The 23,809-nt window shown below is 47.0% G+C and carries 23 protein-coding genes and 1 other RNA gene; 7 read left to right on the plus strand and 17 right to left on the minus strand.

Going from position 1 to position 23,809, the window contains the following annotated elements; all coding sequences use genetic code 11:
* The first annotated feature begins 46 nt into the window (after nucleotides 1–46).
* A complete protein-coding gene (locus AC2T0J_RS22355) occupies nucleotides 47–2,200 on the plus strand; it encodes a GNAT family N-acetyltransferase (protein WP_489807923.1) in 2,154 nt (717 codons plus the stop codon).
* Between the two features lie 48 nt (nucleotides 2,201–2,248).
* Here AC2T0J_RS22355 and AC2T0J_RS22360 read toward each other — a convergent pair whose 3' ends face one another.
* From AC2T0J_RS22360 to AC2T0J_RS22390, 7 genes are all read right to left on the minus strand, one after another.
* The gene (locus tag AC2T0J_RS22360; RefSeq protein ID WP_489807924.1) at nucleotides 2,249–3,517 is read right to left on the minus strand and encodes a tetratricopeptide repeat protein; all 1,269 of its coding nucleotides are present in this window, start codon (nucleotides 3,515–3,517) and stop codon (nucleotides 2,249–2,251) included.
* A gap of 2 nt (nucleotides 3,518–3,519) precedes the next feature.
* Nucleotides 3,520–4,131 (minus strand): energy transducer TonB, encoded by a 612-nt coding sequence (locus AC2T0J_RS22365; protein ID WP_489807925.1) that lies wholly within the window; start codon nucleotides 4,129–4,131, stop codon nucleotides 3,520–3,522.
* A gap of 1 nt (nucleotide 4,132) precedes the next feature.
* Nucleotides 4,133–4,531: an ExbD/TolR family protein gene (locus tag AC2T0J_RS22370; RefSeq protein ID WP_489807926.1), complete on the minus strand. Its 399-nt coding sequence runs from the start codon at nucleotides 4,529–4,531 to the stop codon at nucleotides 4,133–4,135.
* A gap of 11 nt (nucleotides 4,532–4,542) precedes the next feature.
* A complete protein-coding gene (locus AC2T0J_RS22375) occupies nucleotides 4,543–5,067 on the minus strand; it encodes a MotA/TolQ/ExbB proton channel family protein (protein WP_489807927.1) in 525 nt (174 codons plus the stop codon).
* A gap of 1 nt (nucleotide 5,068) precedes the next feature.
* A complete protein-coding gene (locus AC2T0J_RS22380; protein WP_489807928.1) occupies nucleotides 5,069–6,427 on the minus strand; it encodes a MotA/TolQ/ExbB proton channel family protein in 1,359 nt (452 codons plus the stop codon).
* A 6-nt stretch (nucleotides 6,428–6,433) separates the two neighbouring features.
* Nucleotides 6,434–7,198, minus strand: a complete 765-nt coding sequence (locus tag AC2T0J_RS22385) for a DUF3450 domain-containing protein (protein WP_489807929.1) — start codon at nucleotides 7,196–7,198, stop codon at nucleotides 6,434–6,436.
* Between the two features lie 1,094 nt (nucleotides 7,199–8,292).
* Nucleotides 8,293–11,103 carry a TonB-dependent receptor domain-containing protein gene (locus AC2T0J_RS22390; protein ID WP_489807930.1) on the minus strand — a complete coding sequence of 937 codons (2,811 nt, stop codon included), beginning with the start codon at nucleotides 11,101–11,103 and terminating at the stop codon, nucleotides 8,293–8,295.
* Nucleotides 11,104–12,310: 1,207 nt separating this feature from the next.
* On the opposite strand from AC2T0J_RS22390, the gene AC2T0J_RS22395 reads away from it, so the two are divergent.
* Nucleotides 12,311–12,583 (plus strand): late competence development ComFB family protein, encoded by a 273-nt coding sequence (locus AC2T0J_RS22395; RefSeq protein ID WP_489807931.1) that lies wholly within the window; start codon nucleotides 12,311–12,313, stop codon nucleotides 12,581–12,583.
* Nucleotides 12,584–12,623: 40 nt separating this feature from the next.
* Here the strand turns inward: AC2T0J_RS22395 and ffs are convergent.
* Both ffs and AC2T0J_RS22405 read right to left on the minus strand, forming a co-directional pair.
* Nucleotides 12,624–12,720, minus strand: an RNA gene (gene ffs / locus AC2T0J_RS22400) — signal recognition particle sRNA small type.
* An 80-nt stretch (nucleotides 12,721–12,800) separates the two neighbouring features.
* Nucleotides 12,801–13,859, minus strand: a complete 1,059-nt coding sequence (locus AC2T0J_RS22405; RefSeq protein WP_489807932.1) for a Glu/Leu/Phe/Val dehydrogenase dimerization domain-containing protein — start codon at nucleotides 13,857–13,859, stop codon at nucleotides 12,801–12,803.
* 204 nt (nucleotides 13,860–14,063) lie between these two features.
* On the opposite strand from AC2T0J_RS22405, the gene AC2T0J_RS22410 reads away from it, so the two are divergent.
* Nucleotides 14,064–14,531, plus strand: coding sequence for an Lrp/AsnC family transcriptional regulator (locus tag AC2T0J_RS22410; protein ID WP_489807933.1), 468 nt, complete (start codon nucleotides 14,064–14,066; stop codon nucleotides 14,529–14,531).
* A gap of 25 nt (nucleotides 14,532–14,556) precedes the next feature.
* Here AC2T0J_RS22410 and maiA read toward each other — a convergent pair whose 3' ends face one another.
* The 6 genes from maiA to phhA all read right to left on the minus strand — a co-directional run bounded on the left by maiA (nucleotide 14,557) and on the right by phhA (nucleotide 21,191).
* Complete coding sequence (maiA, locus tag AC2T0J_RS22415; protein ID WP_489807934.1) at nucleotides 14,557–15,210, minus strand: maleylacetoacetate isomerase; 654 nt, start codon at nucleotides 15,208–15,210, stop codon at nucleotides 14,557–14,559.
* 41 nt (nucleotides 15,211–15,251) lie between these two features.
* Nucleotides 15,252–16,262, minus strand: a complete 1,011-nt coding sequence (locus tag AC2T0J_RS22420) for a fumarylacetoacetate hydrolase family protein (protein WP_489807935.1) — start codon at nucleotides 16,260–16,262, stop codon at nucleotides 15,252–15,254.
* Nucleotides 16,263–16,274: 12 nt separating this feature from the next.
* Complete coding sequence (locus AC2T0J_RS22425) at nucleotides 16,275–17,405, minus strand: homogentisate 1,2-dioxygenase (RefSeq protein WP_489810390.1); 1,131 nt, start codon at nucleotides 17,403–17,405, stop codon at nucleotides 16,275–16,277.
* Nucleotides 17,398–18,489, minus strand: a complete 1,092-nt coding sequence (gene hppD, locus AC2T0J_RS22430; protein ID WP_489807936.1) for a 4-hydroxyphenylpyruvate dioxygenase — start codon at nucleotides 18,487–18,489, stop codon at nucleotides 17,398–17,400. Before hppD ends, AC2T0J_RS22425 begins: the two co-directional genes overlap by 8 nt.
* A gap of 204 nt (nucleotides 18,490–18,693) precedes the next feature.
* Nucleotides 18,694–20,250, minus strand: coding sequence for a transcriptional regulator TyrR (tyrR, locus tag AC2T0J_RS22435; protein ID WP_489807937.1), 1,557 nt, complete (start codon nucleotides 20,248–20,250; stop codon nucleotides 18,694–18,696).
* Nucleotides 20,251–20,393: 143 nt separating this feature from the next.
* Nucleotides 20,394–21,191 carry a phenylalanine 4-monooxygenase gene (gene phhA / locus AC2T0J_RS22440; RefSeq protein WP_489807938.1) on the minus strand — a complete coding sequence of 266 codons (798 nt, stop codon included), beginning with the start codon at nucleotides 21,189–21,191 and terminating at the stop codon, nucleotides 20,394–20,396.
* 202 nt (nucleotides 21,192–21,393) lie between these two features.
* On the opposite strand from phhA, the gene AC2T0J_RS22445 reads away from it, so the two are divergent.
* The 4 genes from AC2T0J_RS22445 to AC2T0J_RS22460 all read left to right on the plus strand — a co-directional run bounded on the left by AC2T0J_RS22445 (nucleotide 21,394) and on the right by AC2T0J_RS22460 (nucleotide 23,018).
* Complete coding sequence (locus tag AC2T0J_RS22445) at nucleotides 21,394–21,783, plus strand: insulinase family protein (RefSeq protein WP_489807939.1); 390 nt, start codon at nucleotides 21,394–21,396, stop codon at nucleotides 21,781–21,783.
* A gap of 71 nt (nucleotides 21,784–21,854) precedes the next feature.
* Nucleotides 21,855–22,229 carry a hypothetical protein gene (locus AC2T0J_RS22450; RefSeq protein WP_489807940.1) on the plus strand — a complete coding sequence of 125 codons (375 nt, stop codon included), beginning with the start codon at nucleotides 21,855–21,857 and terminating at the stop codon, nucleotides 22,227–22,229.
* The gene (locus tag AC2T0J_RS22455) at nucleotides 22,216–22,776 is read left to right on the plus strand and encodes a M16 family metallopeptidase (protein WP_489807941.1); all 561 of its coding nucleotides are present in this window, start codon (nucleotides 22,216–22,218) and stop codon (nucleotides 22,774–22,776) included. The genes AC2T0J_RS22450 and AC2T0J_RS22455 overlap by 14 nt, the downstream gene beginning before the upstream one ends.
* Before the next feature lie 65 nt (nucleotides 22,777–22,841).
* Entirely contained in the window at nucleotides 22,842–23,018 is a 177-nt protein-coding gene (locus tag AC2T0J_RS22460) for a hypothetical protein (RefSeq protein WP_489807942.1), read from the plus strand.
* Nucleotides 23,019–23,089: 71 nt separating this feature from the next.
* Here AC2T0J_RS22460 and pspC read toward each other — a convergent pair whose 3' ends face one another.
* Both pspC and pspB read right to left on the minus strand, forming a co-directional pair.
* Nucleotides 23,090–23,533, minus strand: coding sequence for an envelope stress response membrane protein PspC (gene pspC / locus AC2T0J_RS22465; protein WP_489807943.1), 444 nt, complete (start codon nucleotides 23,531–23,533; stop codon nucleotides 23,090–23,092).
* Nucleotides 23,530–23,769 (minus strand): envelope stress response membrane protein PspB, encoded by a 240-nt coding sequence (gene pspB, locus AC2T0J_RS22470; protein WP_105934481.1) that lies wholly within the window; start codon nucleotides 23,767–23,769, stop codon nucleotides 23,530–23,532. The genes pspC and pspB overlap by 4 nt, the downstream gene beginning before the upstream one ends.
* Nucleotides 23,770–23,809 lie beyond the last annotated feature (40 nt).

Here is a 23,809-nt window from a genome sequence, read left to right on the forward strand (position 1 = left end):
GCTGAATTGGTAGCCAACCCACAAACAGGTACAATAGCGGTTTGACGTGATAACTTTTGCTTCTATGCCTACCGTAAAGACGTTAACCGCGCTATCAGACTGGAATACTGCGCTTCAGCAAACTTCGAATGCTCACCGCCATCTGTTGGTAGTGAGCGGTTCAGCGCACTATTGCAAAAACGTTATTGACCAATTAAAACAATGCTATGGTGAACAGGAAACGCTGCTTCTGGGTAAGGCCCTTAACCCTGAAATTAACTCACTAAGCATTGCAGCCTATCGTCAAATTCTCGGTGCTGAATACAGCCTGGCGATTGTTGATGCCTTTGAGGCGTTTCGCCCCAATGCGATTCTGGCAGTTGCCGGGACGGTAACCCGGGGAGGCCTGATGGTGGTGTGCTGTCCGGACTTTAACGAGTGGCCCGTTTACCGCGAGGCGTCTACCGGCCACTATTTAAGTTACGGAGAACAATTGCAATTCAGCCATTTGCGAGCTGCTATCCTAATGCAGTTCGAGAACACCTCAACGGTTGCCATATTGCACCAGAATCATCAGCCCAAGTTGCCTGAAATTACCTCTGTCCATCCGCCGCTTGCTTCTTTTTCACCGTTTAGATCGGCGGAACAACAAACTCTTTTCAACCGTATTACTGCCGGCCAGCCCATTCAAAACGCCCTGATCACTGCCGACCGTGGCAGAGGTAAATCAACCCTACTGGGCATGATTGCCGGATACTATATGACCTCATATGGTCAGTCAGTGATCATCACCAGCCGGTATGCAGAATCAATCAACCAGGTGCTTGCCGGCGCGCTCTTAACCTGTCCTCAAGCAGCTCGAGCAGCTCGAGCAGCTCGTCATCGGGTAACCTTTAATGATACGACATGCCAATGGTTACCACTCGATCACCCTTCGCTGGCCACTCTCAATGATTCGGTGTTATTACTAGTTGACGAAGCCGCAAGCATTCCGGTTCCGCAACTCACAGCGCTCTGCAATAAAGCTAAACATCTGCTGCTTAGCACTACGGTAAGAGGCTATGAAGGCTCAGGAAGAGGCTTTATGACCCGTTTCGTCCCCTGGCTTGGAAAACACCGACCGGATATCCTGCATTATGAATTGCAAACCCCTATTCGTTGGTTTCAGGGTGACCCGCTGGAACAATTCTGGTACCGGGCATTGTGTCTGGACCTGACCGTTTCGGATTCTCCTGACACAGAGGCTGTCGATTATCAGTACAACGACCCCTTTAACTATAAGGTTCTGAATAAACAACAGTTCGATGGCCCTACTAACCGCCAGCTGCTACCGCTACTCATGCAAGCCCACTATCAGACCACTGCCGATGAATTGGTACGTCTCTACGACTCACCAGACAATAATACATTACTGGCAATCTGCGACTATCAGGTAATCGGCGTATTAAATTATCAGCAAGAAGGCGGTGCATTACTTAAAAACGTTGCAAAAGACATTGCCTGCGGCGCCAGGCGAGTAAACGGGCATTTATCAGCCCAGGGGCTAAGCGTATTATTAGCCTCTTCGGTGCTTGCGACTGCCACTTACTGGCGTATTAACCGGATCGCTGTTCTCCCGGGGTTTCGGCGTAAAGGCATCGCCAGCACATTAATCAGCAAGTTGCTGGAAAAAGCAAAACAATGCGCAGTGGATGCACTGACTACTTCTTATGGCGCAACCCCTTCTTTGACTACCTTTTGGAATGGCAATGGCTTTGTTCCCGCCAAACCGGGATTAAAGCGTGATGCCTCAAGTGGTGAATACAGTTTACTGATGTATCTGCCATTAAGTCAGAAGATTATCGATGTTCAAATGTTAATTGCTCAGCGTTTTAGTCAGGAGTTAATGCTCCACCCTGTACCAGAAACATTTGGTTATCCCCCTTCTCAGTGCGCTTTTGAAATGAATCACAGTATTCTAAGGTGCTCGTTAGCCATACTGGAGCAGGTCGTTCGCGGTAGTAGAAGTCTTCAGCATGCCCGCGGCAGTGTTGCATGGTTGCTTAAAACACAGTCAGATAACATCACAGATAACGAGAGCAAAGCTGTACTACAGGACTTTGTGACGAACAGTAACGCGCTCGATGAGTTTTCTAAACGGCACCGGTTGAACGGCAAACGTGAAACAGAGCGTTTTATTACTATGCACCTCGGCAATGTCCTTTCCGGGAAAAAGCAATAAAGATGAGAATAACAGAGATAAAAAAAGCGCCATTTAGGCGCTTTTTATTTAGATATTTATACCGCGGTTTTTCGCTTTTTGCTTGATGTAAGGCTCCCAGGCATTCGCATTTCTGCGCAATGTCTTGTCCTTCTTCGCTTCCTTAATATGCTCGTACGCTTGCTTAAAGTTTCCGGCATAGAAGTTAGCTTCCATTAAGCTAAAGTGAACTTTGCCCGGGTCTTCTACGCCACGCTCCAGAGCTTTAGAAAGAGCTGCGATAGCGCCTTTGTAATTCTCTGCAACCAGCAGCAGTACACCCTGCTTACGGTAAAATTCTGGATCAGACGACATTTCTGCCGCTTCCTGATAATACTGCGCAGCAGTTTCATATTCCATCGCCTGGTGATAGCTGTTCGCTACAGACGCCAGATTATCTGCTGTTTTCTCAATCTTGCCGTTCGCAATATTCTCTGCCAGTACCTTGGCTGAACGATAAGGCATATTGTTTGTTGCATATAATTGAGACAACATTTTTATCAGGTTAGGCTTTTCTAAAAAACCTTCGTTGTAAGCAATTTCTAATGTTGCCAAAGACTTTTTATAGTCTTCGATCATCAGATAAAACTGCCCTAACTGAACCCACCACTTACCTTCTTCAGGGAACGTGTTAACGATGTCCTCGGCAACCCCAACGGTTTCTTTGAACATCTTACGCTCATAGTACGAAGATAACTTCAGTACATATGGGTTTTTGTTTGGTTCTTCATACAACGCGATGGCTTTGTTAGCTGGATCGATAAGCTTGTCGTATTGCTTCAGCTCGTAAAAAGCGTTAGCCATACGAGTGTAAACTTCAGGATCTTCTTTACAAGTAAAGTCCAGATATGCCTGATAGTACTTAACCGCTTGCTCGTATTCCTTTTCCTGCAGACTCAGGTCAGCAACCAGCTTGAGCGTTTGCGCATGCTCAAGGTCGTTTAATACCTTAGTTTCCACCGAAGACACTAACAGCTCCAGGGCTTTTGGCCCCATGCCGTCTTTAGTGGCCATGATGTTACCGAGGAAACGGTTTACATAAGCTTTGTCAAAGTCTTCCTTCGCTTCAATCTCAGACAGGATTGTGATTGCATCATCAATCAGGTCTTCGTTATAAGCTTCAAAAGCCTTCTGTACTTTTTTACCTACACGCTCACCCACCAGGTTGGTTGTACCTTTCTCGTAGCCTGGACACACCACCGGTGCCGAGCTTTGCGCTGCTGCTGGCAACGCAATCGCTGAGCCTAACGTGAATGCCGCTACTACCAGTGACTTTTTAAACATTGTGGATTTCAACATGATTATTGCTCCAGTTTAAAGTCTAGTTGTACAAACATATTAGGTTGCTTAACAGGCTTGCCGTCAACGATCTTAGGCTTGTATTTCCACTTCGCCAGCGCTCGACGGGCTTCACGGTCGAAGATACGCTTGGGATCCGCATCGATGACATCGATGTCGTCAACCGAACCGTCTTCCATGATAGTAAACTGAAGCTTAACCCAGCCTTCTTTACCATCACGTGCAGCCTGCGGCGGGTATTTAGGATCGATTCGAACGATTGGTGTCGCATCACCATCACTCTGCATCGCACCAACACCACCAATGTTTACACCAACACTACCGGTATCAACACCTGGGATATCCAGGCTGAATCCGTCTGCATCCGGCTCAGCTTCTTCCGGCTCAACAGGCTCCATTTTAGGCGGCTGTTGTGGCGGAGGAGGAGGCGGCGGCGGAACACGAGTACGTGTTTGCGTATCCTCTTCTGGCGGCTGCATAACGATATCGATAACCGGTGCATCCGGAATTTCATCAACCGGACGCGCTGAGTTTTCAATAAGTTTAGCCATTATTACGAACAGACCAAAAGCAACGGCTGCACCGATAACAATAGAGGCGATAATTCTACCCATACTAGTTCCTCGCAGCTACTGCAATGCGGTCAATGCCTGCGGCTTTAACCTGGTCCATAACTTCAACAACCACGCCGTGTTTAGCCTTAACATCTGCCTGTATAAACACGTAATCAGTTGGTTGCTCCGTAAGTAATCGCTCTAAGTTTGCCCTGACGCTGTCGACAGACACCTCGCGTTTATCTAACCAAACATCGCCATCTTCGGTGATCGCAATGAAAATGTTAGCATTTTTATGTAAGAACGCTCGGCTCGCATCGGGCTTGTTAACTTCTATACCGGCTTCCTTAACGAAAACCGTTGTCACGATAAAGAAGATCAGCATGATAAATACGATGTCCAGCATGGGCGTCATATCAATCGCTGCATCTTCCTCTTCGGTTCTGACTTTTCGAGCCATAATCTCTCTCTCTAATGATACGGCAAGCTATCAACTAGCTTTTCCCGCGCAATCTTAACCTTCGCTTCGAGACGAGTACTGATAAACAGCCCTGACAGCGCCGCGACCATTCCCGCCATTGTCGGGATAGTTGCCATCGAGATACCACCCGCCATAAGACGTGCGTTACTCGTACCTTGCGTTGCCATAGTCTCAAACACGCTGATCATCCCAGTTACAGTACCCAGCAGACCGATTAACGGACACATAGCTACCAAGGTTCGAATGATAAGCATTCTGGCGTTCAGGTTATCTGAAGCCTCGGAGATCCACGCTTCACGGATTCTATGCGCATACCATGACTTAGTATCTGCACGAGCGTTCCAATCCTGAATGATTTGCTTTTTCAGTTTTGGAAACACTGACGTCAAATACCAGTAGCGCTCAATCATTAATACCCACATGAGAAAGAGCGCGGCAGCAACAGCGTATAACACGTCACCACCGGTAGCGATAAAGTCCCTGACCGATTCCCATAATCCAATCAGGTAAACCATATTATGCTTTCTCCGACTCTGCGTGAGCAGCAATGATGCCTGCAGTCTGCTCGTCCAGGATGTGGACGATCTGCTTGCTCTTAGAGGCAACGATGCTGTGCGTCAGGATTAATGGCAGTGCTGCAATAATACCTTGCGCGGTAGTTACAAGTGCCATAGAGATACTTCCTGCCATCATACGTGGGTCACCAGTACCGAACAGTGTGATGGTTTGGAAGGTAGCGATCATACCCAGTACTGTACCTAACAGACCCAGTAGAGGTGCGATTGCCGCAAAGATTTTGATAACGTTAACGCCAGAGTCAATGCTTGGCAGTTCACGTAGGATAGCTTCATCCAGTTTTAATTCCAGGTTTTCAGCGTCTACATTTTTGTTTTCACTGTACACTTTCAGGATACGACCCAGTGGGTTTTTATCTGAAGGTGCAGAAGGATTTTTCAGCTGTGAACGGATCTTACCACCAATCAGAGTCAGGGTAACCAGTTTGTACAGACCGATTAACAGGCCAATCGCCAGCATACCAGTGATAACGTAACCTACTACGCCACCAGCGTGATAACGCTCAGCCATAGTGGCTTTTTGCTTCAACAGACCTAAGATTTGGCCGCGTGAAGGGTCAGCATAGAAAGGAACGAAACCAGACGTCGCTTCACGCGCGCTTTCTGCTGCAGATACCAGATAACCGTCTGGTTGACGACCAAGAGGCTGAACGATGTCATTCTCGTCGTCGTAAGTCAGGTAACCTTCGTCGCCGATCAGGTTAAATGTACCAACACGTAGCACTTCCTGAGAATTAGTACCACCATCCAGATTGATTACATCAGTAGTGAATTTAACTACTGAACCCTGTTCTGTCATTTCTGTTTGTAAAGCAATCCACAGTTCTTCCAGCTCATCGATGTTAGGAAGACCTTTGGATTCTTCAGACATGCGGGCCAGGAACTCGTCACGACCAGGATACTGAGCACTTACAATTGACGTAGCGATACGGCCGTAGGCTTCAGAAGATGCCTGACGTACCACACCGAACATTTCACCTAAAGTACCGGTAGCCTGTTCTAACTCAGCCGCTTTATCGTTCAACGTTACTTCGTTGTCAGAAAATTGCTGTTGCAGACGGTCGCCACGGTCTTGCTCTGCTTTCAACTCAGACTGAGCTTTGCGCAGCAGTGCTTGCTTGTCAGCACGGGCAGATTGGAATTCTGCTTCGCGCTGTGCGTTGATTTTTGATTCAGAAGCACGGTTTGCTTTTACAGAGTTCAGCAGGTCCTGCAGAGATGCTGGCTCCTGAGCTACCGCAGTTGAAGACATAACCGCTACCGTCGCAGCGGCGAGTAGAGATTTAAATACTGGTTTCATTAACGCTTACTCCGCTGCTTTAATTGGAAGTTTGATTAGGTCAGCTGGGACCAAGCCATTAGCCATTTTAACGGCTTCATTAACAGAACCCAGGTACTCATCACCAAGTGCTTCCCAAGAACGGGTGTCATTGTTCCAGACCCAAGCGTGCTTTTGGTCCAGTGACAGCGCCAGCATTGCAGTTCGGCCAAGGTTGAAGAAGTCAACGGTCACTGCTGTGCCATTGTCGTCCAGAGTACCCTGGTAAGACGCAATACGTGTGCCGTATTCAGTTTCGATTAGGTATGCATCAAGCACCTGACGGAACTGCTCGGAAACGGTTACATTCGAATTAGCCATCAGGTCACGTAATCTTTCGATACGCTCTTTACGCTCTTCAAGACGAATTGGAACGTCCAGCTCAATGAATTTCTCGAGACTGTCGATCATACGGAACATCAGAGGAACGATACCCTGCTTGGTATCTTCGATGCTGTCGATTTGTTTTTGTAACGAGTCAATACCACGCTGCTGGTCAGCAACTAAGCTTGCCAGGTAATCATTGTAGATCTTCAGGTTTTCAGTTTCATCAACAACACCACGGTATTCTACTAACAGTTCTTGTGACTGTTCGAAAAGCGCGTTGATCTTTTCTTGAGATTTCGCTGCAGCCGCATGAATCTTTGCTTCTTCTTTCTGAAGATCGTTCAGATTCGTTGCAGAGACGACTGCGCTACCAGTCAGTGCGAATGCACCCATCATAGTAGAAGCAATAAGAGTTCTCTTGCTCATTTTGGACATAGTTCCCAACCAATTTCTTATTTGAATCCTTGCGACTTGTAATAAAAATACTGCTTCGCAAGGGGCGTATAAAATTTATCTATATTTAGGAAGGTAGTATTTGCCAGACTGACACCAATACTACGAACGTCTTATAGTCACACGAGATCAACAAGGGAGTCAAGTAACAAGCTCTTTACACCCCTGATATCGCGTTGCGTTTGCTCAGTGAATAAACAAATCTACTGTGTAACATATGTTATAAAACTTTCGAAAGTGTAAATATATTACAAAAGATTCACAACATCAGTTAATCAATTATTAATGACTGACGGCAAAGTCCGACCACATTCCATTCCGGCGGATTGCTGACAGTAACTAACATAATCTGTTAATCATCTGATTTTGGCATTAAAAACGCCGCATGTTGCATCCTGAACGACATTTATCGCTGTCTTACCATTATTATTACTGCTTCGTTATTCAGCAATTCAATAAACATTTTGCAATCCGACCACCCTATTCTAAGCATACTTATGTTGTATCTTTACAATACTTTAGGCTTAGATAGTCGGGGAAAGTGGCGTGTGAGAAGCGATACACTGGTCGTGAAATCGTTTCAGTGGTGCTGCTACACGAGGCCATGTTCAGGTAAACGCCGAAAACGGTTATTTTGCAATGTGCTGGTCGTATCTCCAGGCGGCAGCCCCGGACACTGTCTTTATTGATTTCCATCCACATCGGTATTTATCGTTACATAGCTTGTTGCCGTTGGGGATGCTGTTTGTCTCTGTTTTTGGTTGGTACGACTTAATCGTTTATTTGTACTACCAAATAGAGTGGCTAAGGTAGCTTTACAATAAGCTTGTTGCAAACACATAAATGGCTAAAAAGTGATTGGATTTGACCAGTTAGGCCAGTTCGTTAATAGAACAAAACAATTAGTTATACGAATCGTAACAACGTTACTTCAAAAGGAGGTCCACCAGCGAGCGGAATTTATGTCACAAAAAATCCGGCACCATTAATGGATACCGGATTTTTGTATTTTGATATATCACACAGCGTTACGATAAAACTATGTGACAGTTGTTAACCCATAGGCCCTAGAAACGGAACACTACGTTACCAAATACTCGGCGACCAATCACGTCATAAGTACCGGGTTCAGTATTTGCGTTAAATGCACTGTGGAAGTATGGTGGATCCTGATCTGTCAGGTTATTTACACCTACACTCACAGTGGCTACACCAAAGGTATAAGTGCCCACTATATCATGGTAAATAGTTTGTTCTGCAACAGCATCAGCAGTACTGGAAGCGGTTTGTAAGCGATCCTTTGCTTCAGCTATAAACCGGATCTTGTAGTTAAATGACCAGTCATCACCATTTAATCCGACATTAGATTGCCAACGCCATTCTGGGAATACTTCGAAGCCATTCGCAGTTCCAGCCAGTTCAATTGCACCAGTTAGTGGATAACTACGCTTATAGCTGTTCACCCATGTACCAGTCCAACCCAGGCTATAACCGGTAACGACGCCCATATCTAGATCACCTCTATAGGCTACATCTATATCAACACCGTCAGTTTTCAGGGTTCCCAGGTTACCGAACTCAGCAACTGCGTCACCTGGCGCATCGCCAAACTCAGCGGTATTATGTGGGCCTTGCTCGAACGCGCCACATGCTGCTGAAGACAGGTTCTCAGATCCCATACAGGCTCTGTACAAGTCATTGATATCCGGTTCACCGATAACGTTATCGATCTCGATGTTCCAGTAATCAATGTTAATCGCTAAACCTTCAACCATAGAAGGCGTAAGTACCACACCAATGTTATAAGAATCTGACTCTTCAGGCTCTAAGTCTACTGCTGGTGCAGAGGTGGTATAAGCTGCTTGGTAAGCATAGCCAATCTCGCTGTCTTCAGAAAACGATGTGTCAACCCCGAGGGCTTGGCAGTTATCGTATACCGTTTGGCTAATTTCGCCAGCGTCAAGTTTTCTATCACCAAATTCGCAAAGCGATACGATGATTGGGAATCCTGTTGATTGCCCAGAGTTAAGCTCAGAGATATTCGGCGCGCGGAAACCTGTTGCGTAAGAGGCTCTCAGGCGTGCATCTTCAGTTAATGAGTAATCAACCCCAAGTTTATAAGTGAAACTTGTTCCGGCAGATGTGTCATAGTCAGAGTATCGCGCTGAAGTACTGACCTGTAGGTCGTCGGTTACTGGCAAATATAGTTCGCCGTAGATTTCGTCAACAGAAAAACCACCAGATTGCGGGTCGTTAGCACCACCAGTAGTTAAACCTGCTGCTAAGAATTCATCCGGAGAATAAGAGCCTTGTTCGTTACGATGCTCGTAACCAACAGACCAACCTACGTAACCACCGCCCAGTTCAAAGGCTTCACCCGACAAGTTAGCTGAGAACAATTCCATTGTACCGCGATATATGTCTTTCAAAGAACCGGTCGTCAGGTAATCCATTTGCTCGTCGGTAATGCTGCCGTACGGACCAAATGGGTTCAGTACGCCAGGACATGCTGTATCAGCTGCACAAGCATCTGGGTCTACCGCTGTTGCCCAACGGTCAAAACGTCCATAGTTCAGCGTTTCATCAATGGTTTCTGCTTCTGAGTATGCGTAAGACACGTCCCAGAACATGCTACTACCGATATCACCGCGCAAACCTGCCACCATACGGTAAGTGTCCGCAGACTGACGGAATAAACGGCCACCAGATTCAACAAAACGACGGTTTACCCGTACTCCGATGTTAGAGATTCCCAGTGGGTTATCAGCGTTAACGCCAAACGGGTTATAGGGGTTTGATGCAGGTACGAAGTCGTTCCACTGCAGACCATTGTTTGGCGTTTCAAAGCTAGGAGTCACTGCAAATGACGCATCAGGTGCTAAACGCTGTTGCGACGTTCTGCGCGTATACAGTCCTTCCATATACGCTTCAACATTATCTGTGATTTCAACTTTACCAATAGCAGAAAATTGCCACCGTTCATTTGGTTGAATAAGTGCATTTACGGGTGCGTAATCATAGACATCGCTGTTTTCAAACGGGCGAGCTTCTCCGGTTTCAGCATCTACGATGTAGTTCTCAGTTGAACCATCTACCGGCACTCGAATTTTGCGGCTATTCCCAGAACCTGACCCCACCAATTGGAAGGTGCCGTCTTCTTGAAGTAGCGGGTATAGCGCTTGCAGAGCGAAATCTCGATCTGCCTGTTTCATTTCGTCCTGGTTATTATAAGACAGCGACATCACCATGTTGGCTTTATTACTGGCAACACCGGCTTTTACATAAAAACCGTCGTTGCGCGCCTGGCCGTCTGAAGTCCCCATACCAATGTTAGCGCCAGCTTCCAAGCCAACAAATTCATCATCGAGTACAAAGTTAACAACACCTGCCAGTGCGTCTGACCCATAGATAGTTGAAGCACCGTCTTTCAGCACATCAACGCGCTTGATCATGGCTTCTGGTACGTTGTTGAGGTCAACAGCACCGTCGCCGTTCACGTCACCAATCATTCGGCGACCGTTAACCAGCACTAATGTACGGTTGAATCCTAAACCGCGCATGTCAATTTTTTTCTGACCAGATTCGCTACCGTTGTTGGTTGAGGTGCCCATTTGGTAACCGGTAAAAGCAGGTACGTCTTTTAAGAATTCATCGATACTTGCCACACCGGACACGGCTATATCTTCTTCACCGAAAGAAGAGATGGGACTGGATGAACTGAATTCGGATTTTAAAATACGAGAACCTGTGACTGAAATTCTCTCTACGGCAGCTTCTGAATCCTGAGCAAAAACAGCGCTAGGTATTAGCAGAGTCGAAGCTGCACCTACGGCGCAAGCCAGCTTCACTGACTTAGCCAATTTAGTGTTTGTAAACATTAATTGTCTCCCTGGACCACTATTTACTTTTATGGTTGTCGCTTGATAACGACTTTTTTTAATAGACGCGGCACCTTTTTACAGACACTACGCTAATTTAAAAAGCAGACGACTTGCCGAATTATATCGACAAACGCAACGCGTCTCAGTCGATAATAACCAGATCGCACAGGAAGGGTCAACCAGGCGGTGAACTTGTATTCCAAAAAGTTCCGCCAGTTTACTAATAAACAATTCTTATTGTAAACAATTCCTTACGGCGTGTTAATAGATATTCACAATACCTTATATTTTTAACAGCACTTTTTTAAAGTGCATGTTTGCTTCTTGCGCAAAACCGTGCTCATTGATGATAATTTCAACATCCATATATAAAAATAAAAAAACACTGAAAAACACTAGATTGGTATTTTCAGAAGGTAACATCAGCACTAATTTGTGCGTAGCGAGGGGTTAGGAATGCCTACTCAAAACCATAGCATAGGCTTGCCTGACCATGGGCACTGTCTGCAACCTCGATAATAAGAGTAATACTATCTCTGTGCCGAGCTAATTAAACATATCGACTTTGAAGTGCTTATCCAGTCTGGTGACCTCTGTGCTTTATGCCAGGACGAGGGCGGCGCTTGAACCCCATAGAGTACGCTCCTGAGAGTCAAGGGTGAACGCCTCATAGTCATAAATGATTGGACTTTTTTTCACAGCCCCTGTCGTTAAACATATAATAGCTGTAGCTACAAGCCACTTTACCATCGGGCCCCTGATGGAAACATCAAAAGTATTTACCGGACGATCAGATTGCACAGCGCAGTTCCCCCCCTACTATGACGCTTTCACTGTTGGCTAGAAAACTTATAATTTTTAGCAAATGGCGACGATCATTCAGACAGGTTACCGTAGGCACCATCCATCAGTGCAGGAAAGTCTAAGTCAGTTGGCAAACCCGCATCGCCCTGACCTTACCGAATACAACTAAACCTTCTGAATTAGCTTAGCAGTGAGAACGGATATAAGTAGCATCCAGACTCCGTAAGCTGTCCCGGCTTTTGCGATATTCAGGTCAAACGAATAAAGTTTAATTCAAAACCCGTGATGCATACGCCTAGCATTCCACAGAAACTGTGTTTTTTGTCATAAAGACGCTCGACAACTGAGCCAGAATAGCTATAACTGAATACTAATAGGTTGTTGAAAATAGGAAATTACCGTGAAATTAGATGATGATATTCATAATTACTATGAACACCTGGTTTTGGAGCGCATTACTCAACTGGGGCTTGATAAAACCAAGTCTGGTGATTATCTGGCAGATTTGTGCTGTCTGGCGTTAAATCAGGTAGCACCGCGCTACATTCGTTACGAAGTTGATATGGCGTTTTATCTGCCACAGAGCGAGCGTCAGCAAATGGAAATGAATGTTGAGTATGCTATCGACAAAGCAATCAAGTTTCTGGATCAAGGCAAAAACAGAAAAGACTAACAACTGCCAATGAAATAAAACGAGGAAGATTTGGGTGGCAGGCTTCCAGCCACATCCCGGCACATGAGTCGTCTGCTGCGGCTGCTCCCTTCCGGGCCTGACCGGGTTCACAGAGTATCATTGCGGGAGGACCAAAAGCCCACCATAGAAACTTGTGCGCCGTGCCTTTGTTACGAGTCACGAGCGCGGCGCATTATGACGGCTTGTTTACTAAAGTTCAACCCCGCTTTGCAAATCGTTCTTCAGCAATACGATTAGCCACCAAATTAGTCGGCGCATTTTCAGCTTCAGCGCGCTGATAGATTTCAATCAGCGTATCGCCAATTTTTGCCAGGTGCTCACGCATTGCCTGGTCTGAACTATCTGCCTGCTTCTGATGGTAGATATCAATAATGCCACCAGCGTTGATCACATAATCCGGTGCGTAACAAATGCCTTTTTTATGTAGTACCGCCCCAAGCTCTTCCCGGGCCAACTGATTATTCGCCGCACCGGCTATAATTTTGGCGCGGATATCGGGCACCGACTCATCATTAATCGACGAACCCATGGCACAAGGTGCCAGTACGTCCACCGGCAGAGTTAAGATTTCTTCCGGCGCAACAACCGTGGCGCCCAGTTCTTGCTGAGCGCGTTCCAATCCTTCGGGGAAAATATCGGCCACATAAAGCTCCGCACCTTCGGCATGTAGCTGTTTCGCCAGCCGATATCCCACGTGACCCATGCCCTGAATGGCCACCTTGACTCCCTGCAGGTCACTACCAAATACATGTTTAACTGTTTGCTTAAGCCCGACAAAAACGCCGTAGGCGGTTGATGGCGCGGGATTACCTGTAGGGGTTTCAGCCAGAGCGTTGTACTGCGCAGACGTGCCTGCTACGTGGCGTGTTTGAGTAGCCACCGCTTTAAGATCGTCAACGGTGATGCCTGAGTCCTCAGCAGTAATATATTGGCCGCTCAAACTCTCAACAAAGCGACCCATCGACTGCATAAACGCTTCACTTTTGTCTTTACGCGGATCACCAATGATTACGGCTTTACCACCCCCTTGCTGCAGATTAGCCATGGCGGCCTTGTAGGTCATTCCTTTTGATAACCGCAACACGTCAGTAAGTGCTTCGCTGCTGTTAAGATAAGGCCACATCCGACAGCCACCCAGTGATGGCCCCAGATTGGTGTTGTGAATAGCAATAATCGCTTTCAGTCCGGTAACCGGATCGGAGTAAAACGCAACATGCTCATGGGCATCAAATTCTGAATGTTCAAACACAGACATTATCTTCACAGTTCCTTAAGACTAAAAGTGTATAGTAGCGCAGCCTCATGAGGACAAGCGTTGCGTCTTTTACGGCATTAAATTTACACCTTGCAAGCGCTTTTTTTTACTGCACCGCTTTCTAGGATGGTTATCCTAGTATTATAATGTAACGCACAATAACTATCATAATTACCGGAAGCCTCTCCGGCACAGGCACCCTCGATGAAATTGGATAAATTTGACCGCGAAATTCTGCGCGTTCTGCAACAAAATGCCACGATCTCCATGGCCGATTTAAGCCAACAGGTAGGGCTTTCTCACACGCCTTGCTGGCGTCGCGTGAAACGTCTCGAAACAGAAGGCATTATTCTTCGCAAAGTCACATTGTTAAACGGTAAAAAACTAAATTTAGGTGTATCGGTATTTATCTACGTGTCACTGAAAAATCATGATGGCGATTCGCTCACCGACTTTGAAAATGCCGTGCAATCGATTGAAGAAATTGTCGAATGCCATACCACCAGTGGCGAAAAAGATTATCTACTGAAAGTGATTGTAGAAAGCATAGAAGAATACGAATATTTACTTAAAACCAAGCTCACTCACCTGCCCTGCGTTGATCACTTAAGTTCAACATTCGCCTTAAAGCAGGTAAAAAACACGACCTCATTACCCATTAAAAATCAGTGAAGCAGGCGCTTCACTGATGTTATTTTTAAGGTGCGTCCGGTTGGTTTTCCGGTTGCGCCTTCTGAAATGCCTCCAGCGATAAACACTGGTCATAAATTTTGCTTATCAATGGAAATTCGCTCATATCCACATCAAAGCGCTTAGCGTTAAAGACCTGAGGCACCAGGCACACATCCGCCAGTGTTACGTCGAAATCGAAGCAGTACCGACCCGCCTGAGTTTGCAACCGTCTTTCGATAGCTGTCAGGCCGCGGGTGATCCACTGCCTGGCCCAGTCTGCAGATTGTTCTACCGATAAGCCATAGTCACCCTGCAAGGTGTTGAGCACCCGCAAATTGGCCAGGGGCTGGATATCACAAGCAATATCCTGCGCCAGTGAGCGTACCCGGGCTCTTTCCACCGTGTGGGATGGTAGTAGCGGACAAGGTTCACGATAGCGTTCATCAAGGTACTCAATAATGCTGAGCGACTGATTCAGAATAATGTCTTCATCATCATCAACAAAGGTAGGCACCAGGTGTGCCGGGTTGAGGCGGTCATACGCTTCCTGATGTTGCTGGCCGCCTTCCATAACCAGGTGCACCGGCACATATTCGTAGTCGAGGCCCTTTAAATTTAGTGCTATGCGGACCCGGTAAGTCGCCGACGAACGCCAGAAGCCGTAAAGTTTTAAGCTCATTTGCACAACCTTATTGTCATTGTTGTTAGTTTAAGCATAACTCATTTTTTAATTTTTACGCGCTGCTCAATTGCACCAAAAATACTGCTGCCGTTATTGTCTGCCATTTCGATGCGAACGATGTCATTGTTGCTCATAAAGGCAGTGGATGGCTGACCATCCCGGATCGTTTCTATCATTCTGACTTCAGCAATACAGGAATATCCTACTCCACCGTGCACAATGGCAGAGCCATGGTCAGTGCCCTGTTTGTTAGAGACCGTACCCGAGCCGATAATCGTGCCGGCACCAAGGTTTCGGGTTCGCGCGGCATGAGCCACCAGTTCATTAAAATTAAAGGTCATATCAACCCCGGCATTGGGCTTGCCAAACAATTCATTGTTATAGTGCGTTAACAGCGGCAGATGCACCTTACTATCAAACCAGCTGTCTCCCAATTCATCCGGTGTTACTGCAACCGGAGCAAAACTGCTGGCCGGTTTAGACTGATAAAAACCAAAGCCTTTTGCCAGCTCACCTGGAATTAATCCTCTGAGCGACACATCATTTACTAACATCAACAACCTGATAAAACGGCCTGCATGCTCGTCTGCGATACCCATTGGTACATCCGCGGTCACAACGGCAATCTCAGCCTCAAAATCAATGCCCATGCTTTCATTGGGCACCTCAATATCATCGTAAGGTCCAATAAAGTCATCACTGCCCCCCTGATACATTAACGGATCATGCCAGAAGCTTTCCGGCACCTCTGCACCACGGGCGCGTCTGACCAGCTCAACGTGATTAACATAGGCGCTGCCATCGGCCCAGTGGTATGCGCGTGGCAGTGGGGAATGACAAGCATGAGGGTTAAACTTGTCGCCTAATAGCTCACCTTTACAAAGGGCCTGATAGCGCTCATTGAGGGCGGGAAACAACTCATCCCATTTATCCAGTAGCTGTTGCATGGTGTGCGCCACCGGCGCAGCGCTGCAGGTGAGTGTTAAGTCCCGGCTAACCAGCATTAACTGGCCATCCCGGGTATTATTTTTATAGGTTGCTAATTTCATATTATTTTCCTGTTACCCTCTCCAGCTATACACGTAATTGGCGTTTTCTACCGACTGCGCTGCCGCGGTCATTTCCAGCGCATCGCGGGTATCGAGCATCACTGCGACTTCATCAGTAAAGGTTTTGGCATGGGCCTGCCCGGCGGCAAATGCTTTCGGATGCGGACCATGGGTAAAACCAGCTGGATGAAACGTCACCATTCCCGCTTCAATATTATCGCGACTGAAGAAGTCGCCAGCATGGTAAAAAAGCACTTCATCAAAGTCGTCGTTACTGTGATAAAACGGCACTTTCAGGGCCCCTGGATCGCTTTCAATCGGACGCGGCACAAAAGTACACACCACAAAACGTTTGGCTACAAATGTAGTATGTGCCGAAGGTGGCAGATGATAACGATGACTCATAAGCGGGCGAATATCGCGCCAGTTAATTTTCATTACAGTTAAATCACCATGCCAACCCTGTGCATCCAGAGGATTAAATGGATAGGTAATTCGTGACAGGCGGTGGTGACGCTTTACGTCTACCCGCCAGGTGTTTTCATCCTGCTGGGCCAGAAACGTGTCATTAATACGAGGATGTTCGAGCATAGCTGGATCGAAAACGGCATGCTGGCCTACCATACCTTTCTCTGGTAACTGGTAGCTGTCGTCGGTGGCTTCTATCATCAGCAACTGCATCGGGCTTACCGGTGTTAACCGCCACATTGTCGAGCGTGGTATAACGATGTAATCGCCCTCGTTCACGACCATGTGACCATAATCACAAAACAACTCACCTTGCCCCTGATGCACAAACAGTAAGTCATCGCCGTCGGCATTACGCGCCAGTTCAGTCATGGGTTCATTGCAATGCCAGAAACGATACTGACAATGCGCATTATGCAGGATCACTGGCGCCGAAAAGGGCGAGCGCGCCTGGGCCAGATTATTGAGCTGATTCAGATCCATGGCTCTGGGCCGCAGTTCGCCTTCCCATTCCACCCACCCTGTCGGCGGATGTTTATGATGGATATGCGAGGCCGGGCCAAAAAAGCCGTCGCGGCCAACTTCCCGTTCGTATATGGCCTGTTCAGGTAAGTCAGCATGGGCCTGCCGGGAATGCAGGCCTTCCTTGAGCGGAAAACGCGCCGGATTACGCATTGCCATCCTCAACATTCAGCACGCCACGACGAATCTGATCCTGTTCGATACTTTCGAACAACGCCTTAAAGTTGCCTTCACCAAACCCTTCATTGCCTTTGCGCTGAATAATTTCGAAAAATACCGGACCGATAACAGTATCGGTGAATATTTGTAGCAAAATGCCGTCTTTTTCCGGCGCACCGTCAATCAGGATCCGCAAATTCTTTAATTGCTCAATGGACTCACCGTGCCCTTTAACTCTGTCGTTAACGGCTTCGTAGTAGGTATCCGGCGTGTCCATAAACGCCAGACCACGATGCTTTAAATCCGTAACAGTTTGGTAGATATCGTCGGTGGCCAGCGCAATGTGCTGAATACCTTCACCGTTATACGCTTTGATGAACTCTTCGATTTGCGAGTGGTCATCCACCGACTCATTAATCGGAATACGGATTTTGCCACAGGGGGATGTCATGGCTTTACTTACCAGTCCGGTAAGTTTACCTTCGATATCGAAATAGCGAATTTCACGGAAGTTGCCTATATTCTCGTAAAATTCTGCCCAGACAGCCATGTTGCCACGTTTTACGTTGTGCGTGAGGTGATCCACCAACTTCAGGCCGGCTCCTGCTCTGTCCATACGTTCCTGCCAGTCAGGGTAGAAACGGAAGTCCACATCATAAATGCTCTGCTTACCATACAAATCAACAAAGTACAGCGTACTTTCGCCAATGCCGTAGATAGCCGGAATATTCAGTTCCATGGGCCCTAAGTTGCCGTGGAACGCTTTGCCGCCATGCTGTTTCGCATGCTCAATAGCTGACCGGGCATCTTTCACACGGAATGCCATACCACAAACACTTGGTCCACGCAGGCGAGCGAATTCTTCTGCCTGGGAGGCAGGTTCCGCGTTGACGATAAAATTAATATCTCCCTGACGATATAACCACACACGTTTCGATTTATGTTCAGCCACCTCGGCGAAGCCTAACGAGCTGAATAAGTGTTTTAGCGCCTCAATACCTTCTTCATCAGCCGCAGTATATTCAACAAACTCAAAGCCATCGGTACCCAGAGGATTATAATTATTGCTATTCGCCATGTTCACTCTCTCCACTTAACAATTATGCAACATATATAACCAGAGAAACCGCTTTGCGAATAGCACCGGGAGACTCAGACCGAATTCATAACGTTTACATTTTTTGTAAACAAAACATAACGCTAGCAATGTGCATAAAAACAGACGAGCAGAAACGCAGACGGGCCGCCTCTGGCAGCCCGTCCTGAACTGTTTTAGATGTAACTAAAGTTTTACAGTGGTCTTGTTGATGCCGTACTCGCGCAGCTTATTAGCAATGGCGGTGTGGCTAAGCCCCAGTTTTTTCGCCAGTTGTCGGGTGCTGGGATAAGAAGGGTAAAGTTTACGCAGCAAATCCCGTTCAAATTTTTTCACCTCTTCGTCGAGCGTACCTTCGAAGTTCTCATCAACGTATGTCATGCTCGGCGTACAACTGGGCAACTGAATATCCTCTTTGGTGATTTCGTTACCATCCAATAAAGACAAGGCTCTGAACAGTGCATTCTGCAATTGGCGGACATTGCCCGGCCAGGGATACTGCTGCAGAAAATCCACGCAAGACTTGCTCAGTTTGGCAGGCCTGCGCCCCAGCTTGGCGCTGTGCTGTAAAATGAAGGATTCGGATAAAGGCACAATGTCTGAACGACGTTCACGCAACGCCGGCACGACCAATCCGAGCACGTTAAGGCGGTAATACAACTCCTTGCGGAACTTACCGTCATCAACCAATTGGCCAAGGTCCTGGCAGGTGGTACAAATAAAGCGCACATCTACCGCAACCGGGTTCACATCCCCGACCCGACGAAACTCACCGTCTTCCAGTACCCGCAACAACTTAGCCTGCAGGTGTACCGACATATCGGCAATTTCATCCAACAGCAAAGTGCCGCCTGCAGCCAGTTCTAACAGACCGGCCTTACCTTCTGTTTGATTAAACGTGCCGGCCGCATAACCAAACAATTCTGTTTCAGCCACATTATCGGGCAACGCCCCACAGTTTAGCGCCAGAAACGCTTTGTCTGCGCGACGGCTACTTTGGTGACAGGCTTTAGCCAGCATTTCTTTACCGGTGCCGGTTTCACCAAAAATAAGAATGGGCGCATCCAGATCGGCAATGCGTTTTGCCTCACTGATCGTTTGCTGCATAACCGGTGACTGAGTAACCAGCTTATCGAAACTATCGGTCCCGTGCTGATGGAAGACGTTAATTTGCTGACCCAGCCTGATTTCGGATTTAAGCATCACCACGGCGCCGGCCAGGATCGTGGTCTCGGCGGCATCCGGTACCGTAATCGGTAAAATATCGGCAACAAAATCCTGCTGGATAAACTTCACCTTGGTACTCTTATGATCCGGCGCTTTGCCCTCCAGCCAACGTCCAAAATTAAAACCTTTTACATACTCACTGATTTCGGTATTTAGCAGTTCGTTAATATCCATCTCCAGGCCACTGGTGACCGCGTCGTTACACAACAACAGCTTACCTTTGTTATCAATGGAGAACACCGGATCCGGTAAGGTTTGCACGATCGCCGAAAGTTGATTGCGTTCCCGCTCACCTGGCATAAACAAAGTGGTTTTTACGTCTTCGATACCCTCAATACGACGTATTTTAGGCATTAAGTGCTGAAAATCTTCAAATTTAATATTGGGGAAATTAAGGAAAATTTTGCCGCCCTCATCAATCTCGATCCCTCTGAGATCAATGTTATGGGTGACCAATATATCCAGCACATCCTGGGTGATCCCGAGACGGTCCTGACAGCTGATTTCTAAACGCATTGAACACTCAATAACTGTAAACTATATTTTACAAGATATCACAATATCATTACTTTTAAAGTTTAATACGCGAAAGTTGCGCTAATTGGTTAATTACTCAACAAATAGCGCAAAATAAAGTTGAAGCAGACACCTGATTAGTATTAGCCCGCCTTTTGTTTAGGTGTGAAAAGCGGCTCAAACAGGCCCAGTTGGCGAGCTTGATCTACCAGCGGCATAATGTCCATTTTGGATATTTCCATTAATTGGCTGAAGTTTTTCAGGACGTAGTAAAGCGGTTGTAAAATATCAATCCGGTATGGGGTTCGCAGAGCATCGAGCACTTTAAGCGGATGCCGCACCGCCACATCACTCTCCAGAGCGTAGCAGGTTTCTTTCGGTGAACTGAGGATACCGCCACCGACAATCCGTAACTCCCCCTCTTCTTTAACCAGTCCAAACTCGACCGTAAACCAGTACAAGCGCGCCAAAAACACTCTTTCTTCTTTACTGGCATTCAATCCAAGTTTGCCGTAGGTCTCAGTAAAGGCAGCAAAGGATGGATTAGTTAGCAGCGGGCAATGACCCATTACCTCATGAAAAATATCCGGTTCCTGAAGGTACTGGAACTCCTCACGGCTGCGAATAAAGGTTGCCACCGGAAAACGTTTACTGGCAAGCAGTTCGAAAAACTCTCCAAAACTGATTAAGGCCGGTACTGCGGCGGTCTGCCATCCGGTGGATACCTTTAGCACACGGTCGATATCCGGTAACTGAGGGATGGCCTGAGAAGAAAGCCCTAACATGTCCAGGCCATTAAAGTATTCCTTGCAGGCGCGCCCGGGTAGCAGGGCCATCTGGCGTTGATACAACTCGCCCCAAATGGCGTTTTCCTCATTACTCCATTGAATTATTCCGTTAATGTCTGGATTTTTTGAATTATATTTTGATTGTTTAGACATAGACCAAATTTGGTTATTAAAGACCGTTCAAGTTTACCCCTTTAAACGTCACACTAAACCATTAGGATGAGGATACACCGCCCCAGGATGTAACATTAATTTTACAAATTGATTTTCACAGAGCACTTGTCTGAGCATTTAAAACGTCCCAACAGGTTGTTTATGCGGGCTTATCTATAACGGCGCAAATATCAGAAAAACAATGTTAAAAATAAAAACCACTTTATTGGCCATGGGCATAATGACGGTACTGGGCTGCAGCGAAAGTACCGTTACTACTCAACAAACCACTATGGCCGCAGAAGCAGCCTCCACACCGGCTGTTGAGAATGAATCAGCGTCACTGAGTGTGGATTATGAAAGCTATGAGCTGGAAAATGGCCTGACGGCAATAGTACATGTTGATAAGTCCGATCCCCTCATGGCCATGGCCACCGTGGTGCACATTGGTTCAAACTGGGAAAAGCCCGGCCGTACGGGCTTTGCCCACTTCTTTGAGCACATGTCATTTAACGACTCAGAAAATGTGCCTAAAGGGGCCAACCGTAAAATGCTTCCCGAGCTGGGTGGTGCCCCTAATGGCGGCATCTGAATTGATACTAATGAGATTGCTGGCCGTTTTGCGATTAACGAACAAGCCAATTCCAATGTACCACTCAACAAATGTACTCGGGTATCCAGCAAGCCCTTGATGACTTTGCTGAAAACGGGTTTATTGAGCAGGATATTGCCAATATTCAGGCTGTGAGTCGCAATAACATCATACGCGTATTCAATCAGTACGTGTATAATCAACCAGCTATCGTGACATCCTTCGTAACTAAGGGCCAGCCGGCTCTGGTACTCACCGGTTCCAGCAGAGCGCCGGTGGAAGAAGAAATCGTTGCTGGCAACGAGCCGGAGTTTGAAGAAAAGCCGGTAGAGTTTACCAAAACGTCCACTGTACACGACCGCCCAGCCCCCGCTGGCGAAGCTGCCTGCGCTTACCACGCCAGACATCTGGCATTAATCGCTGGACAATGGCGTGAAGGTCATTGACATTACCAGCAACGAACTGCCAGTGGTTAATTTCTCACTGACCATCAATGGTGGACAATGGCTGGATCCAAAAGGAAAAGCTGATACTGCAGCGCTGAAGGCGCAATTACTCAACGAAGGCACGACGCATAAAACACCACAGGAACTTGAACAGGTAATTGGCCAGTTAGGCGCACAACTTTCCATCTCTGCTGATCGTGAAAACATTGAACTATCCGGACACGTATTAGCCAAGCATTACCCGGCCTTGATGGAGCTAACAGCGGAAATGCTGTCATCACCACGTTGGGATGAGAATGAATTTGAGCGCCTTAAGTCGACGAGCCTGACCCGGATTAAACATGACGAAGGTGATGCAGCGCAATATCAGGTCCCCTTTATTGTGGCCTCTCAGGTGCGAACCAATGTTACTTTGAAATCACTCCGAATTTTCAAAGAGCTGATAGGTCAGTATCAGTCAACCTATCAGGAAGAAGATTCGGCCACCGCCCAAAATAGGATAATAAAGCTAACTAAAGACGCTTTGAGACCCTGGATAGTCAGCTAAATATGCTCGAAGAAATCAGCCGTCAGGGTTAAGAAGACAACTACATTGCTACCCAGCAGGACTTTGTGCAGAACGCTTCGCTGGATGATATTCATCAGGTCATTAAGCAACACCTCAATGAACAGCAGATGATATATCTGGTGGTTGGTGATGCCGCCACACTGTTTGAGCGAATCAAAGAACTCGGCTACGGTGAGCCGGTGGAACTGGATATATACAGCAACCCCGTAAACCCAATCTAAAACAAATAAAGGGGTCAGAGTCTATTAATGGCTAACAATAATGGACTCTGACCCCTTTATTTTTGTGTATTTTACAGCCGGCTAATTTCACGATTTAGCTGATACTCACGTGATGTCACGTAGGTTTCCATTTTACGCAACCGCGATTCAATGGTTTGAAAACGATTGGTAATATCATGAAACGCCTGACGAGGAGGCTCTCCTGCCTGCCATACACGAGTTTTCACTTCCACTTTGTCGTTATTACCAGTAACGGAATTTCTCCAACCCTTGCCACTTACTTCGATCGGCTGACTATAATTCATTGCTTCAGGGTTTTGCGGCTTTTTGTCAAAAATGAACCAACACGCCACATAGCTTACCAGAACAAATGGACCGGCCAGTAAGAAAAATGCGGTTACCGTCAGAATTCGTACCAGCCACACTTCTAAACCGAAGTACTCAGCGATGCCGGCGCAAACGCCGGCTATGCGACCGTGCTTGGCATCACGGTAAATGGTTTTCTTACTGTTCATGCCCGGTTCCTCCATTCAGGTGCTTCTGAGTCTAAAATAGCCTCCAGCGTTTGAATTCGCTCTGACATCGCTTCCGCTTTGCCCGCCAGCTCCTGCAATGCCACCTGCTCTTCAGCTGACAGTCCCTGGCTGACTTGCTTTTTACTGCGGTAATGCAGGATTAGCCAGATAGGGGCTACAAAAATCAAAAAGATGATCAGTGGTGCCAGTATGAGTGCAACAATATCTCCGTCCATTTTAATACCTCCGGTCAGAAGTGCTGAGTTCCCCCCAGCC

It is taken from the genome of Alteromonas sp. ISO5 (assembly GCF_058105165.1).

Bases quoted from the DNA above. Each gene is read 5' to 3' on its own strand.
- AC2T0J_RS22360 (WP_489807924.1), bottom strand. From the start codon at position 3,517: ATGTTGAAATCCACAATGTTTAAAAAGTCACTGGTAGTAGCGGCATTC.
- AC2T0J_RS22365 (WP_489807925.1), bottom strand. From the start codon at position 4,131: ATGGGTAGAATTATCGCCTCTATTGTTATCGGTGCAGCCGTTGCTTTT.
- AC2T0J_RS22370 (WP_489807926.1), bottom strand. From the start codon at position 4,531: ATGGCTCGAAAAGTCAGAACCGAAGAGGAAGATGCAGCGATTGATATG.
- AC2T0J_RS22375 (WP_489807927.1), bottom strand. From the start codon at position 5,067: ATGGTTTACCTGATTGGATTATGGGAATCGGTCAGGGACTTTATCGCT.
- AC2T0J_RS22380 (WP_489807928.1), bottom strand. From the start codon at position 6,427: ATGAAACCAGTATTTAAATCTCTACTCGCCGCTGCGACGGTAGCGGTT.
- AC2T0J_RS22385 (WP_489807929.1), bottom strand. From the start codon at position 7,198: ATGAGCAAGAGAACTCTTATTGCTTCTACTATGATGGGTGCATTCGCA.
- AC2T0J_RS22390 (WP_489807930.1), bottom strand. From the start codon at position 11,103: ATGTTTACAAACACTAAATTGGCTAAGTCAGTGAAGCTGGCTTGCGCC.
- AC2T0J_RS22405 (WP_489807932.1), bottom strand. From the start codon at position 13,859: ATGTCTGTGTTTGAACATTCAGAATTTGATGCCCATGAGCATGTTGCG.
- AC2T0J_RS22410 (WP_489807933.1), top strand. From the start codon at position 14,064: ATGAAATTGGATAAATTTGACCGCGAAATTCTGCGCGTTCTGCAACAA.
- maiA (WP_489807934.1), bottom strand. From the start codon at position 15,210: ATGAGCTTAAAACTTTACGGCTTCTGGCGTTCGTCGGCGACTTACCGG.
- AC2T0J_RS22420 (WP_489807935.1), bottom strand. From the start codon at position 16,262: ATGAAATTAGCAACCTATAAAAATAATACCCGGGATGGCCAGTTAATG.
- AC2T0J_RS22425 (WP_489810390.1), bottom strand. From the start codon at position 17,405: ATGCGTAATCCGGCGCGTTTTCCGCTCAAGGAAGGCCTGCATTCCCGG.
- hppD (WP_489807936.1), bottom strand. From the start codon at position 18,489: ATGGCGAATAGCAATAATTATAATCCTCTGGGTACCGATGGCTTTGAG.
- tyrR (WP_489807937.1), bottom strand. From the start codon at position 20,250: ATGCGTTTAGAAATCAGCTGTCAGGACCGTCTCGGGATCACCCAGGAT.
- phhA (WP_489807938.1), bottom strand. From the start codon at position 21,191: ATGTCTAAACAATCAAAATATAATTCAAAAAATCCAGACATTAACGGA.
- AC2T0J_RS22445 (WP_489807939.1), top strand. From the start codon at position 21,394: ATGTTAAAAATAAAAACCACTTTATTGGCCATGGGCATAATGACGGTA.
- AC2T0J_RS22450 (WP_489807940.1), top strand. From the start codon at position 21,855: ATGTACTCGGGTATCCAGCAAGCCCTTGATGACTTTGCTGAAAACGGG.
- pspC (WP_489807943.1), bottom strand. From the start codon at position 23,533: ATGAACAGTAAGAAAACCATTTACCGTGATGCCAAGCACGGTCGCATA.
- pspB (WP_105934481.1), bottom strand. From the start codon at position 23,769: ATGGACGGAGATATTGTTGCACTCATACTGGCACCACTGATCATCTTT.